This is a genomic window from Azospirillum sp. Sh1 (assembly GCF_008365135.1).
Classification (GTDB): domain Bacteria; phylum Pseudomonadota; class Alphaproteobacteria; order Azospirillales; family Azospirillaceae; genus Azospirillum; species Azospirillum oryzae.
Genome location: NZ_VTTK01000016.1, coordinates 27096 through 41107, shown reverse-complemented (window position 1 = coordinate 41107; position 14012 = coordinate 27096). Strand labels below are relative to the sequence as shown.

The 14012-nt window shown below is 67.7% G+C and carries 10 protein-coding genes; 5 read left to right on the top strand and 5 right to left on the bottom strand.

Annotated features, from left to right (window positions below):
- Positions 1-27 precede the first annotated feature (27 nt).
- Positions 28-3381 carry a transglutaminase family protein gene (locus tag FZ029_RS17355; RefSeq protein WP_149270441.1) on the bottom strand — a complete coding sequence of 1118 codons (3354 nt, stop codon included), beginning with the start codon at positions 3379-3381 and terminating at the stop codon, positions 28-30.
- A 264-nt stretch (positions 3382-3645) separates the two neighbouring features.
- On the opposite strand from FZ029_RS17355, the gene FZ029_RS17350 reads away from it, so the two are divergent.
- Positions 3646-4560, top strand: a complete 915-nt coding sequence (locus tag FZ029_RS17350; RefSeq protein WP_247892353.1) for a hypothetical protein — start codon at positions 3646-3648, stop codon at positions 4558-4560.
- A 31-nt stretch (positions 4561-4591) separates the two neighbouring features.
- Positions 4592-5503, top strand: coding sequence for a lysozyme inhibitor LprI family protein (locus FZ029_RS17345; protein ID WP_149270439.1), 912 nt, complete (start codon positions 4592-4594; stop codon positions 5501-5503).
- A gap of 45 nt (positions 5504-5548) precedes the next feature.
- Here the strand turns inward: FZ029_RS17345 and FZ029_RS17340 are convergent, their stop codons facing one another.
- A complete protein-coding gene (locus FZ029_RS17340) occupies positions 5549-6328 on the bottom strand; it encodes an SDR family oxidoreductase (protein WP_149270437.1) in 780 nt (259 codons plus the stop codon).
- Positions 6325-6648, bottom strand: coding sequence for a nuclear transport factor 2 family protein (locus tag FZ029_RS17335; protein WP_149270435.1), 324 nt, complete (start codon positions 6646-6648; stop codon positions 6325-6327). The genes FZ029_RS17340 and FZ029_RS17335 overlap by 4 nt, the downstream gene beginning before the upstream one ends.
- Before the next feature lie 108 nt (positions 6649-6756).
- Between FZ029_RS17335 and FZ029_RS17330 the strand changes: the two genes are divergently transcribed.
- Positions 6757-7671 (top strand): LysR family transcriptional regulator, encoded by a 915-nt coding sequence (locus FZ029_RS17330; RefSeq protein WP_149270433.1) that lies wholly within the window; start codon positions 6757-6759, stop codon positions 7669-7671.
- On the opposite strand, the gene FZ029_RS17325 is transcribed toward FZ029_RS17330, so the two are convergent.
- The gene (locus tag FZ029_RS17325; protein WP_149270431.1) at positions 7660-8556 is read right to left on the bottom strand and encodes an aldose 1-epimerase; all 897 of its coding nucleotides are present in this window, start codon (positions 8554-8556) and stop codon (positions 7660-7662) included. The two genes, FZ029_RS17330 and FZ029_RS17325, sit on opposite strands and share 12 nt — an antisense overlap.
- Before the next feature lie 284 nt (positions 8557-8840).
- Here FZ029_RS17325 and FZ029_RS17320 point away from each other — a divergent pair, with 284 nt between their 5' ends.
- Positions 8841-11489, top strand: a complete 2649-nt coding sequence (locus tag FZ029_RS17320) for a serine/threonine-protein kinase (RefSeq protein WP_247892351.1) — start codon at positions 8841-8843, stop codon at positions 11487-11489.
- 76 nt (positions 11490-11565) lie between these two features.
- Here the strand turns inward: FZ029_RS17320 and FZ029_RS17315 are convergent, their stop codons facing one another.
- Positions 11566-12135, bottom strand: coding sequence for a peptidylprolyl isomerase (locus tag FZ029_RS17315; RefSeq protein ID WP_012974050.1), 570 nt, complete (start codon positions 12133-12135; stop codon positions 11566-11568).
- A gap of 161 nt (positions 12136-12296) precedes the next feature.
- Between FZ029_RS17315 and FZ029_RS17310 the strand changes: the two genes are divergently transcribed.
- Positions 12297-14006: a YdbH domain-containing protein gene (locus FZ029_RS17310; RefSeq protein ID WP_247892350.1), complete on the top strand. Its 1710-nt coding sequence runs from the start codon at positions 12297-12299 to the stop codon at positions 14004-14006.
- Positions 14007-14012: the final 6 nt, after the last annotated feature.

The following is a 14012-nucleotide window of genomic DNA, read 5'->3' as shown; positions in this document are numbered from 1 at the left end:
CCCGGAAGAGAGGTGGACCAGCCCTTGTCACCCCCGCCGCAGATCCAGGGTCATCGGGAATTGCGGATTGCGTTCCTCCGCCGGGGCGTCCATCGGGCCGGGCGTGTGGCCGAAGGGGAAGAAGCGGGCCAGACGCCGGCCCTCCGCCTCGTTGGCGTTGACCGGAAAGGTCTCGTAGTTGCGGCCGCCCGGATGCATGACGTGATAGGTGCAGCCGCCGATCGACCGGCCGGCCCAGCTGTCGAGGATGTCGAAGATCAGCGGGGTGTGGACGGGAATCGTCGGGTGCAGGCAGGAGGGCGGCTGCCACGCGCGATAGCGCACGCCGCCGACGAACTCGCCCTCCACCCCGGTCGGGATCAGCGGTACGCGCCGGCCGTTGCAGGTGATGACGTGGCGGGCGTCGATCAGGCCGCTGACGCGCACCTGCACCCGCTCCACCGAGCTGTCGACATAGCGCACTGTGCCGCCGCCGCCCGGCTCCTCGCCCAGGACGTGCCAGGGCTCCAGCGCCATCCGCAGTTCCATGGTGATGCCGCGCTGGCTGACATGGCCGTAGACCGGGAAACGGAAGTTGAAGTGCGGGGCGAACCAGTTGTCCTCCAGCGGATAGCCGTGGTCGCGCAGGTCCTGCAGCACGTCGGCCATGTCCTGCTGGACGAAGTGCGGCAGCATGAATCGGTCGTGCAGCTCGGTGCCCCAGCGGACCAGCTTGCCCTTGTAGGGATGCTTCCAGAAGCGCGCGACCAGCGCCCGCATCAGAAGCTGCTGGGTCAGGCTCATCTCCGCGTGCGGCGGCATCTCGAAGGCGCGGAACTCGACAAGGCCGAGGCGGCCGGTGGAACTGTCCGGCGAATAGAGCTTGTCGATGCAGAACTCCGCCCGGTGGGTGTTGCCCTGCACGTCGACCAGCAGGTTGCGCAGCACCCGGTCGACCAGCCAGGGCGGGCAGTTGCCGCTCGCCGCCGCCTGATCGATCTGGTTGAAGGCGATCTCCAGCTCATAGAGCTGGTCGTCGCGCGCCTCGTCCACGCGCGGCGCCTGACTGGTCGGGCCGATGAACAGGCCGGAGAAGACGTAGGACAGGGCAGGGTGGTTCTGCCAATAGGTGATGAGGCTGCGCAGCAGGTCGGGGCGGCGCAGGAAGGGGCTGTCGGCCGCGGTGGCGCCGCCCATCACCACATGGTTGCCGCCGCCGGTGCCGCAATGGCGCCCGTCGATCATGAACTTCTCCGCCCCCAGGCGGGACTGGCGCGCATCCTCGTACAGGGCGATGGTGTTGCGCACCAGATCGTCCCAGCTGTGGGCGGGGTGGATGTTCACCTCGATCACGCCGGGGTCGGGGGTGACGGCCATGGAGTTCAGGCGCGGGTCCTTCGGCGGCTGATAGCCTTCGATGACGACCGGCATCTCCAGTTCGACCGCCGTCGCCTCGATCTCCGCCAGCATCGCCAGATAGTCTTCCAGCGTGCTCATCGGCGGCATGAACAGGTGCAGGCGCCCGTTGCGCGCCTCGCAGCTCAGGGCGGTGCGCACCACCCACCAGGCCGACTTGCCTTCCTCCGGCAGTTCGTCGCGGATCTCCGCCATGATGCGCTGGCGCTGGGCGATCCGCTTGTCGGTGTGGACGCCGCGGTCGGATTCCTGAACGGCACCGCGGATCTCCTGCCGGCGCTGAACCGGATGAGGAGGAAGCGGGCCGCGATCCTCGAACGGGTCGGTTTCCCAGGCATAGGGATAGTCGGACTTCGACACCCAGGGCAGCGAGCCCAGCGGCAGGCGGTAGCCGACCGGGCTGTCGCCGGGGATCAGCAGCAGTTTCTCCTGGCGCAGCGGCCATGTGCTGGACAGCCAGACCGGCCCCTGCTGGGTCATGCGGCGGTTGATCGGCATGACGAAGCCCACCGGCTCGCTCAGGCCGCGGGTGAAGACGCGGGTCAGCCGCTCCCGCTCCTCCTTGTCGTCGAGCCTGCTGTTCAGCGGATCGACATTGACCGGAAGCTGCGCCTCCTTGCGCAGATAGTGCCAGGGGTCCTCATAGGCGCCGAGCACGAGGTTCGGGTCGAGGCCCAGCCGCTTTGCCAGCGCCATCAGGAACACGCCGGCATCCTGGGCGGTGTGGCCGTAATCGGTGTCCTCGCGCGCCAGCAGGTCGCTGTTGGCCCACAGAGCCTCGCCGTCGCGGCGCCAGTAGAGCGTCATCGCCCAGCGCGGCAGCGATTCGCCGGGATACCATTTGCCCTGGCCGAAATGCAGCAGGCCGCCGGGAGCGAAGCGGACCATCAGCCGGTGGATCAGGTCGGCGGCCATCTTGCGCTTCTGCGGACCCAGCGCGGTGGTGTTCCACTCGGCGCCGTCCATGTCGTCGATGGAGACGAAGGTCGGCTCGCCGCCCATGGTCAGGCGGACGTCCTCGGACTTCAGATCCTCGTCGACCCGGTGGCCCAGCGCTTCGATCGCCGCCCATTGCTGCGGGGTGTAGGGCTTGGTGACGCGGGGCGCCTCGTAGATGCGGGTGACCGACATCTCATGGCCGAATTCGACCTCCGCCTCGTCGACGAGACCGGATATGGGGGCGGCGGAGGAGGCGTCCGGCGTGCAGGCCAACGGAATGTGCCCCTCGCCGGCCAGCAGGCCGGAGGTCGGGTCCAGCCCGACCCAGCCGGCGCCGGGCAGGAACACCTCCACCCAGGCATGCAGGTCGGTGAAGTCGCTCTCCGGACCCGACGGGCCGTCCAGCGCCTTCTGGTCGGCGGTCAGCTGGATCAGGTAACCGGAGACGAAGCGGGTGGCCAGCCCCAGGTGACGCAGGATCTGCACCAGCAGCCAGGCCGAATCGCGGCAGGAGCCGGTGCGCTTGGTCAGCGTCTCCGCACAGCTCTGGATGCCGGGCTCCAGCCGGATGACATAGCCGATGTCCTGCTGCAGCCGCTGGTTCACCGCGACCAGGAAATCGATGGTCGGCGTTTTTTCCCGCGGAATGTCCTGCAGATAGGCGGTCAGTTCCGGCCCCGGCTCCTCCGTCTCCAGATACGGGCGCAGTTCGCGCAACAGCCAGTCGTCGTAGACGAACGGGATGTGGCTCGCCTTCTCCTCCAGGAAGAAGTCGAAGGGGTTGATCGCGGCGATCTCGGCGACCAGATCGACCTCGACGATGAACTCGCGCGTCTTTTCCGGGAAGACGAAGCGGGCCTGGAAGTTCGATTGCGGATCCTGCTGCCAGTTCAGGAAATGCTGCTTGGGCGTGACCTTCAGGGAATAGCTGAGAATCGGTGTCCGGCAATGGGGCGCCGGGCGCAACCGGATGATCTGTGGGCCGAGCGACACCGGCCGGTCGTAGCGATAGATCGTCTTATGGTTCAGCGCGACGTGGATCGCCATGGAAAACCCCGCCTCATGCCTGTTCGATGATGTTCGCGCCCCGGTTTGGTCCAGGGTCGCCGCTGCAACGGTAACACCGATAAACCCCACCCGACAGAGTGCCCCCGCACCGATCCTACCGCAGTTGCGAAAAAGTCACGAAGTTGCGGATGACGCGCGCTGCGGCTTTCTTCCGTTCGCGTTACCCTTTATATCCTAAGCGATCGGAGTATCGCGGCGGCGGGAAATCGCGTCTGGATGGTGTCGGTGGCGGCTTCTTCACTCATGGGCGGCAACCGCGGTGCGGGCGGGGCGGGCGATGCCGGTCCCGGCGGCGCCGGACGGGGCGTCGTCACCGGAAAATATTTCAATTTCAAGCCGCTGCCGCCGTCCGCCGACATTCTCGGCAATCCGCTGATCGTCCCCAACCTGCCGACGCACAAATTGCCGAAGGAAACCTTCGGCAGCCGCGTGAAGCGGTTTTTCGCCCGCATGAATCTCGGCAGCCAATCGGCCGACACCAAGCTGCGCTGGAAACTGCACGATACGATCCAGGCGACCATGGCCTCGCTGTCGCCGGCCGTCACGCTGGTGGCCGAAAAGCGGGCGCCGGCGAAGAACAGGAAGCTGTCGGTTCCGGTCGTCGTCGTGCGCCATCCCTATCACATGCGCCATGTGTTCGAGATGCTGCCGAACATCCCCGACAGGTTCGCGGTGGAGCAGCGTTTCCTCGAACTGCTGATGACCCGCGCGCTGAAGCGCTACGGCGAGCAGATGGCCCTGATCAAGGGCAGCGCCTTTTCCTTCGAACACGAGGCGAGGGAATATTTCTTCGCCGGCTTCCGCCTGGAAAGGCAGATCAAGAAAGTCAACAGCCCGGACGAGAGATTCGCGGCGTTGCAGGCGATCCACACCAACTATTTCCATGGCCGCAACTATTATTACTATGCGCTGCTGCGGCGGGAGAAGCTGGCACCGGACAACAAGCTGTTCATGCTGTTCGCCCGCGCGGTCTATTTCATGGCGCGGATCGACTGGAACGGCGAACTGCTGGAAAAGCCGAATCCGCGCATGCTGCCCAGCCGCGACGACATGCTGTTTTTCGTGGAGCGTGACAAGTCGGTCGTGACGCGCTATCGCACCGACCAGGATTTCCAGCGTCAGGTCAAGTCTGTGCTGGAGGCCTTCCCCGCTTCGTGACGTTCCGCTTCCTTATCCAAGGTTTCCTGCGATGCGCGCCCTGTCCCTGGTCGGCGGTTTCCTGGCTGCCGGCTCCCCGATCGCGGTCCTGACTCTCGCGGTCCTGACTGCGGTCCCGGCCCTATCGGCTCCGGCGGACACTCCGCCGCCGGAGGCCGCCGCTCCAGAGGCGGCGCCCGGCTGCGAGGCGGCGGAGACGCCGGCCGCGCGGCTGATGTGTCGCGATGCGAAGCTGGCGGCGGCCGGTGCGGCGATGGATGCGGCGCTGGCGGCACTGGGCGCCACCACCGACGACAGCGGCCGTGCGGCGATCGAGGACAGCCAGACCGTCTGGCGGGCGCGGCGGGACGAGTCCTGCCCGGTGACCGCGGCCGATCTGGCCGACGAGAAATCGACCAGGACGCGCGCGGATTGCCTGCTGCGCGTCGTCCGCAAGCGCACGGCGGCGCTTGAGGCGGAGCGGCAGGCCCGGTCACGGCCGGTCGGCGATCTGCCGCTGTCCGTCACCGGCGCCGCGGCCCGGCAGTTCGCCGCACCCCAGCCACCGATGCCGCCGGTCAGCCGCAAGGTCTCGCTGTCGACGCTGGCCGGCCGCTGGGCGAAGGCCGATCCGGCCGACCGCACCGCCATCGACGATTGCCGAAGCTCCTATCTGGATATCGGGACCGACCGCAGCCTCCACGCGGTGGAGCCGCGGCTGCAGCTGTTCCCGCTGGATGGCACGCTGGCGGCCGACGGCGACCCCGTGCAGGGGGTGGCGCTTCTGCCGGCCGGTCCGGTGGACGGTGCTCAGCCCGAGGCAGCGGCGGGCACTGCGCCAGGAACCCGGGCACCGCTGGCGACCCTGCGGCTTCTGCCGGCCGACTCGCCGCGTTTCGACCGGCTGATCCTGCGCATGGAACCGCCGGCCGGCTTCGCGGCGGAATTCGTCCGCTGCCGCTAATGGGTGCCGGCAGAAGCCGGGTCCGCTTGTACCGCCGATCGTGCGTCACACGGTTGGAATGGTACCGCCGTCGATGACGTATTCGGTGCCGGTTATGGTCCCGGCACGGTCGGATGCGAGGAACGCGATCAGGTTGGCGACATCATTCGGCTTCGATGGCCTCCCGATGGGAATACCGCCGAGCGAGTCCATGATGATCCGCTTGCCGCCTTCATAGTCGGTGCCGACGTCCTTCGCGAGCCGCTCGGCCAAACTTACCGCTGCCTCGGTCTCGATCCAGCCGGGCGAAACGCGGACCACGCGCACGCCCTTGGGTGAGACCTCCTTCGACAGGCTCTTGCTGTAGGTCGAGAGCGCGGCCTTCGCGGCGGCATAGGCTGTGGTCGACTGCGGCAAGGGCAACTGGCGCTGGATCGAGGTCACGTGAATGACCACACCATGGCCCTGCGCCACCATCGCCGGCACAAGCTCGCGGTCGAGCCGGATGGCGGGCATCAGATTCAGGTCGAGTTCCTTGCTCCAGACCGCGTCGTTCAACGCCGCGAATCCGCCTGCGGGAGCGGAGGATCCACCCAGCATATGAACGATGACGTCGATCCCGCCCAAGCGTTCGCGCACCGCCGCCGCGAGCGTGGCGCACCCGTCCGGGGTCGTCAGATCCACGGAGACGAACATCGCCTCGTCCGCCCTGTCGGGACGCGAGCGGGCTGCAGTCAGCACACGGGCCCCGAGTTCGCGAAACAGCGCGACAGTGGCCGCACCGGCGCCGCGCGTGCCCGATGTGACGAGCGTTCGCTTGCCGTCCAGGCTGATGAAGGGGCTCATGGGTTGATCTCCAGGCCGGCAATCCGGCTGTCCTCCACCCGGAACGCAAAGACCATCCTGGCAGGGCTGCCGGTAAATTGACCGGTCACGTTGACGAGAACTCTGGTGGTCCGGCCGTCTTTGGTCGATTCGAGCGGTTCGATCACGTGTTGGTACTTGGCCTTCGCAGCCCGCCACCACGCGCCGATCGCTTTTTGACCAACGTGAGTGCGACCTTCATCCTTGACGGCGGCATCGGGCGCGAAGGCGTCGATCAGCGCCACGCCGTCGTTCCTTCCGTCTGCATCGATGTAGGCCAAGACCGGTGAAGGGAGTGTCATCGCGCCATTCCTCCTGATCGAAGTCTCCTTGCCCTTTCCAAATTAGGTTTGGACATGTGTTTCGATAATCGGGATAAAGCTGGATGAGGCGTTTCGATTGGCGGGACAATGCGCGAGGCTGAACTGAACGATCTGGATGCGGTCATCGCCATCGCGCGACGGGGCACCTTTCGCGCAGCGGCGCTCGACCTGGGTATGTCGACGACGGCGCTCAGCAATGCCATCGGAAAACTCGAAGCGGGCCTTGGCGTTCGCCTGTTCAACCGGACGACGCGGAGCGTCTCTCTCACCGATGCCGGGCGGGTGTTCGTCGAGCAGGTTGGTCCGGCATTGCAGGATGTCCACGGCGCCCTGGAAGCCGTGCGGTCGCAGCAGATCATTCCGTCGGGCACACTTCGCATCAATGCCTTCGCCACAGCAGCGCGCGAACTCCTCTCGCCGCTGGTGCTGGAGTTCCTTCGCCGTCATCCGCAAGTCCATGTCGACCTCGTCACCGAAGGGCGGCTGGTGGATATCGTCGCCGAGGGGTTCGACCTTGGTGTGCGTGCGGCAGACCTCGTACCGAGCGACATGATCGCGGTTCCCCTGGGTCGGCCGCAGCGTTATGCAGTCGTCGGGTCGCCGGCATATTTCGCGGCGCATGAGCGGCCGCGCCGGCCGCCCGACCTGCTCGTTCACCCGTGCATTCGTGTCCGTCTGCCGAACGGAGCGCTATTCCGGTGGCAGTTCGAGAAGGACGGGCAGTCGGCGCAGATCGAGGTAAATGGACCGATCACGCTGGACGAGGCCAGTCTGGCGCGAATCGCCGTCCTCGAAGGCGTAGGCCTCGGCTTCTTCATGGAGCCGGACGTGCGGGCCGACATAGAGGCGGGGCGTCTCGTTCGCGTGCTCGATGACTGGACGCCGCCGCGTTCCGGTCTCTGCCTCTACTATTCCGGACGGCGAAACCCGTCGGCCGCCTTCAGGGCCTTCATCGGCCTTGCTCGCGAACTCGGTACGAAGGGCGGCGCTCTAGGGTCGTGACACGAGGAAACGCACGGTCATCGACAGCCGTTCACCCGGTGGCAGGGCGATCACCCCGGCATCGGGTTCCTGCGGACGGTTCAGCGCATCGGTCATGTGGGTGACCGGCTCCAGGCATAGATAGGGTTCGCCGGGCGGTGCGTAGACGATCAGGTGTCCGGCCGGACCGTCGGCCAGCATGGTCAGGCGCAGCCGCTCGCGCGGACGGTCCAGCGTCGCCGAGCCGTTCCAGCCGGTGAAGCCGTTGTCCAGAGCCACATGGTCCATGGTCACGCCATGGCGGAAATCCCAGGCGGCAGGTAGCGGCCGGTTGCGGCAGGGCAGGATGGTGTCGTCGTTCTCCCAGACCGTCCGGACGCCGGCGGTCACACGGCTCCCCGGCGACCTGACCAGATAGGGGTGCAGCCCCAGCCCGGCCGGCATGTCGCTGTCCGAGTCGTTGACGAGGTCGAGCGTGACGGTCAGTCCTTCGCCGTCCAGCGCCACCGTCTGCGCCGCGCGATAGCTCCAGGGCCAGTCGTCGGCCCGGTGGGCGAACCCCATGCGCAGGGCGTCGTCGGTGACGGCCTCCACGCTCCAGGGAGATGACCAGCCATGGCCGTGGATCCGGTGGGGCGATCCGGGATCGGTGGCGAGCACGACCTCACGGCCCTGGAAGACGAACCGGCCGCCGCCGATGCGGTTGGAAAAGGGGACCAGCGGGAAACAGGCCATGTCCGGGGCGAAACTTCCGGCCAGCGCGCGGTCGGAGGCCCGCCGGAAAAGCTCGACCGGGCCATCGGCGGTGGACAGGCTCCAACTCGCCAGCGAACCGCCGCACCGGGGGGCCGCGGTGAGTGTCATCGGCCCGTGCCGCAACGCGATGATGGTGCCCGTCCGGATCATGCGATTCTCCCATCGTCGGCGTCCCGATTCTTATCGCACATGCGAAGGCCGAAGGAAACGGTCGCCGCCGGCAAGGCGCCCGCTGCCTCGACGCTGACACAGTTCATCTGTTTTTGTCGAAAAATGTGGGTATCGTACACTCGTCATTTACCCTCGTTGCGCGACGATGCCCGTCCGGCACCGCTCCCCGGCGGATGCGGAATGCCGGTTGTATCGACAACGCGGAAGTGGCGCCGGTGTTGCAGCCCGGCTGCGCAGTCCGTCACGTCCAGGAAAGGCCCGGAGTGTCCACTCCCCAACTCAGCCGCGCGATGCCGACTTCGTCGTCGGCCATGGCCACGCTCGACGAGGTGGAGCCGTGCGATTCGCTGCCGGACTACCACGCGCTGCCGGCCCGGCTGGTGATCGGCACGGTGCTGCGGTCGTACCTGGACCCGCTGTTCCTGACCCCGACGGAAGTGATCCATCTCGCCAAGCCGCTGAAAGCCTGTCTGGAACAGGGGACATTGATCGAAGCGGCCCTGAGCAAGGTCGCGGCGGCCCAGGCCCGCGCGCCGGGGCAGGAGCAGCAGACGCGCAAACGCGCCATCCGCGCCGCGGTGGATGAAAGCTGGGCCAAGGCGCGCGCCGCCCAGGCCGCATTCGCCGCCATGCCGCGCGGCCGCAAGCCGGTGGACTGGCTGCTCTCCCAGGGAGCCAGGACTCCCACCGGCGATGCCGAGTATGACCAGCGCGTCGCCATCGCCCTGGAACTGGTGGAGATAAAGAGCTGGAACGGCAAGCTGGACCGCCTCCTCGAACTGCACCAATGGGACCGGGACGAGCGCCTGGCGGCGGCCGTCGACGGAGTTATCGGCGACGTCCTGGCCTCCACCGCCGCCGGGTCTGACCTGTTCGGAACCAATCTGCTGCCCGGAACGCTGCTGTCCACCCTCTGCGACATGCTGTTCGGCCGGATCGGCATGGAGGCCATGGGGCCGAACCGCATCGGCGTGCTGAACGCCCTGTTCCGCCAGGGCAAGCTGCCCCATGCGAAGGCCGCGGTGCTCGACCGCATCCGCCGCCAGTTGAAGGCACCCCAGCCGCTGGGCCGCGGCGCCTTCGACCAGGAGGCGGAGATGCTGAAGACGCTGGTCGGGCATCTGCTGACCCGCGACGGTCTGGTCGGCGGAGCGGCGATGGCCGATGCGCTGACCGTCCGCTATTCGCGCCGGCTGGAGCAGGGAGGGGCCAGCGCCTACCGCCGCTCCATCATCGGGATGGGCGAAGGGCAATCGGACCTGATCTGCCGAATCCATTACCTGACCCGGATCGCCGCCGTGCCGGCCGCCGAGCGCCATGCCGACGAGATCCTCGCGTCCCTCGACGCGGCGGTCTGCAACGAGCTGCTGATCGAGAACATGCTGGTGCAGACGCCGGACACGGCCCTGCTGGAACGCGCTTTCGTCCGCGCGCTGGCGGCGATCCGCGCCGCGCCGCTGCCGGCGGACGCCTGCGAGCGGATCGCCGGACGCGCCGAACGCGCGGTCGACGATTTCGTGAAGACCGGACAGCTCGCCGTTCGCCTGAAGCAGGTGGAACCGGTCCTGCGCCGCCGCACCGTCCGGCTGGCGGAGGTCGCCTGTTCCGGCCTGATCCGCGAGGACGGCGCCCTGCCGCTGATGCGCCAGCACATCCTGGAAATCGTCCGCCAGCCGCAATTCCAGGCCGAACTCGCCCAGCCCGAAAGCGAGGTCGCCCAGGCGGAGGTGCGAAGGCTGCTGGAACTGCTGGATCGGCTGCGCCAGATGGCGACCGCGCCCGCCCCGCCGCCCGTTCTGCCCCCCGTATTGCCGCCCGCTCTGCCGGCCACCGTGGAGGTGGCGCCACCGCCGTCCAGGGCGGTTCGCAACGCCGAGACAATTCTTCATCCGGCCAGCCAGCAGCGCGGTGCGGCCGGCACCACCCCCGTGGTCACCGACGATACGGCGGGACTATGCCCAAGCTGCTATTCCGCGAAAGGCCGGACGGAGATCTGCGGCGCCTGCGGTTTCCCGGCGAAATCGGACAACCGGCCGGGTGTGCATCTGGTGCCGGGGACGCTGCTTCATGGCCGCTACCGTGCCGGGCGCGTGCTGGGGCAGGGCGGGTTCGGCGCCACCTATCTGGGATGGGACGACCGGCTGCAGGTGAAGGTGGCGATCAAGGAATACTATCCATCCAACCTGATCTCCCGCGTTCCCAACGCCGCCGCCGTCTCCCCCTTCTCCGACGAGCATGCCGAGACCTTCGCCGCCGGCCTCGCCAAGTTCCTGGAGGAGGCTCGGACGCTCGCCCGCCTGCGCGACGTGCGCGAGATCGTCGGCATCCAGGATTTCTTCGAAGAGAACGCCACCGCCTATCTGGTCATGGAGCTGCTGGAAGGCCGCACCATGAAGAAATACCTGGCCGACTGCGGCGGCCGGATCGACGTGAAACGGACGCTGTCGGTGGTGATGCCGATCGCCAAGGCGCTGCAGGCTATTCACGAGCAGGGACTGATCCACCGCGACATCAGCCCGGACAACATCTTCCTGACCAACGCGGGCGATCGCAAGCTGCTGGATTTCGGTGCCGCGAGGCAGACCGCCCGTCCAGGCGCAGGCCTGACCGTGATCCTCAAGCCCGGCTACGCCCCGCCGGAGCAATATTCCAACGAGGGGCGGCAGGGGCCCTGGTCCGACGTCTATGCGCTCTGCGCCACGATCTATCTGGCGCTGACCGGCCGCACCCCTCCCGATGCCACCTCCCGTTTCATGAACGACAAGGTGCCGAAGCCGTCCGAGTTGGGCGTGGCGCTGGCCCCCGGATTCGAGAAGGTGCTGCTGTCCGGGCTGGCCATGCGCTGGCAGGACCGGCCGCAATCGATGAAGGATCTGCTGCGGGCCATGACCAATTCGCTCGCCGGCGGTTGACGGACGAAAACCGGCGCCAAGAAAAAAGGGACCGGCGCACCGGTCCCCCTTTCCCTGAACGGCTGCGGAGGAGGCGTTACTTCACGTCGGCCGCGACCTGCATCTTGATGATCTTGTCCGGGTCGGTGACCTGTCCGTTGCGGGACTGGCTGCCCTTCTTGATCATGTCGACGAATTCCATGCCCTCGACCACGCGGCCCCAGACGGTGTACTGGCGGTCCAGGAACTGGGACGGGGCGAAGCAGATGAAGAACTGGCTGTCGGCGCTGTCCGGATCCTGGGCGCGGGCCATCGACAGGGTGCCGCGGATGTGCGGAGCGCTGGAGAATTCGGCCTTCAGCTTCTTGCCGGAGCCGCCCATGCCGGTACCGGTCGGGTCGCCGGTCTGGGCCATGAAGCCGTCGATGACGCGGTGGAAGACGACGCCGTTATAGAAGCCCTGGCGGGTCAGTTCCTTGATGCGGGCGACGTGGTTCGGCGCCAGGTCGGGCCGCAGTTCGATCACCACGCGACCGTCCTTCAGGTCGAGGTAAATGGTGTTTTCCGGATCCAAGGCCTTCGCCTCCCCTTGAGAAACTGTAAAGAACGAGACAGTGAAGATTGTGGCGAACAGGGCCGCCAGCAACGCGCGGGTCCACCGCTTCATGCGAAACACTCCGATGAGCCGAAATCCGCGCCACGGACCATAGGGGAAAAGCGTCGGAATGCAAAGCCGCGCTGGCGGGGATGGCGATCCGCCGAAAGTCTCCGCCAAAAGTCACGGATGACAGCCACTCGTCCGGGTGTTCATCCGGACATGGACATGGCATGCCGGTCATGACGGAATTTTACGGAAAGGGCATGGGCTTGAGGCTGGGACGGGCGATAGCCGGCACGGTGGCGGTCACGGTCACGCTGGCCGTGGTCGGGCTGGGCGGTGCGATCCTGGCCGGTCCGGCGCTGATCGGCGGGATGGCCACGCAGACCTTGCGCGACGCCGGCTTCACCGGGGCCGCGATGACGGTCACCAGCCTGCGCATCGCCGATGGCTGGCGCGGCCTGCGGCTGGAGTTCGCCGTCGACAGCGGCCCGCTGGAGGCGGCGGCCCCGGCGCTCGACCTGCCGATGTCGGGGCGCGTGACGCTGTCCGGCGCGCTGGTGATCGGGATGGACGGCGGCGCGGTGACCGTCGCACCCGTCGGCTGCCTGCCGGCCAAGGCGGAACGGCTCACGGTTGCCGGGCAGCCGCTCGGCCTGCCGCAGGGGGCGACGCTGTGTCCGGTGGGCGAAGCCGTGCTCGTGCGCTGGTCGCCCGACGCCATGACAATCATGGCGGAGTTGCAGGCGCCGCGTCTCGATGCCCCCGCCAGTGGAGTGCGCGCTGAAAAGGTCCTGCTGCGGCTGGCGCAGGATGGCGACGGACGGCACGCTGATGCCGTGGTCGGGCAACTGACCAACACCGCCAAGCCGGCGCCCGTCGTGCCGCTGGCCGTCACGGTGCAGGCGGTGCAGGCAGGGCAGGGGCCATGGGCGATCGACGGCACCGCCAAGGGCGCGAACGGGCTCCTCTCCCTCACGCTCGACGGCACCTATGACCAGATCGCCGGCACCGGCACGCTGCAGGTGGTGGCGAAGCCGTTCCGCCTTGCCCCCGATGGCCCCGGCCTCGGCGCCGTTTCGCCGCTCGCCGCGACGTTCCTGGAAAAGGCGTCGGGCACCCTGTCGGGCAAGGCGACGGTCGCTTTGACGGCGAAGGGCGTGACTACGGCCGGACAGGCGGTGGTGAAGGGACTTGCCGGGGCCGCCGGGCCGGTGACCGTCGCCGGGGTCAGCGGCACCATCGCCTTGTCCAGCCTGTCGCCGCCGGTGATCCCGGATGGGCAGAAGCTGTCGATCGGACTGTTGGACGTCGGCATACCGCTGACCGACGGCACGCTGCTGTTCGGCTATGGCCGCGACGGGCGGCTGGATGTGGACAGGGCGGAATGGAACTGGGCCGGCGGCCTTCTGCGCGCCGACCCGTTCGTGCTGTCGCCCGAGAAGCCCAAGGGGCGGGTCACCCTGCATGCCGACGGCATCGATGCCGCCAAGCTGCTGGACCTGATCGCGCTCGACGGGCTGGCGGCCAGTGGCACGCTGGCGGGATCCCTGCCGGTCGTGTTCGCCGGCGATAAGGTGACGCTCGACGGCGGCGTGCTCGAATCGGCGGGCCCCGGCACCCTGCGCTACGACCCGGACAAGCCGCCACCCGCCATGAAGGGGGAGGAGGGCAGCCCGACAGCCATGTTGATGGGGGCGATGACCGATTTCCATTTCGACACCCTGCGGATCACCATCGACGGGCAGGCCGGCGGCGAGCTCAGCGCCGGCCTCTCGCTGCGCGGATCGAACCCGTCATTCTACGATGGCTATCCGGTCGCGCTTAACCTTAAGCTGTCCGGCGCGCTCGACCGGATTCTGCGCCAGAACCTCGACGTCTACCGGATCCCCGACACGCTGCGGGACCGGATGACCGGCTTCGACCAGAAGGACCCCTGACCGCCA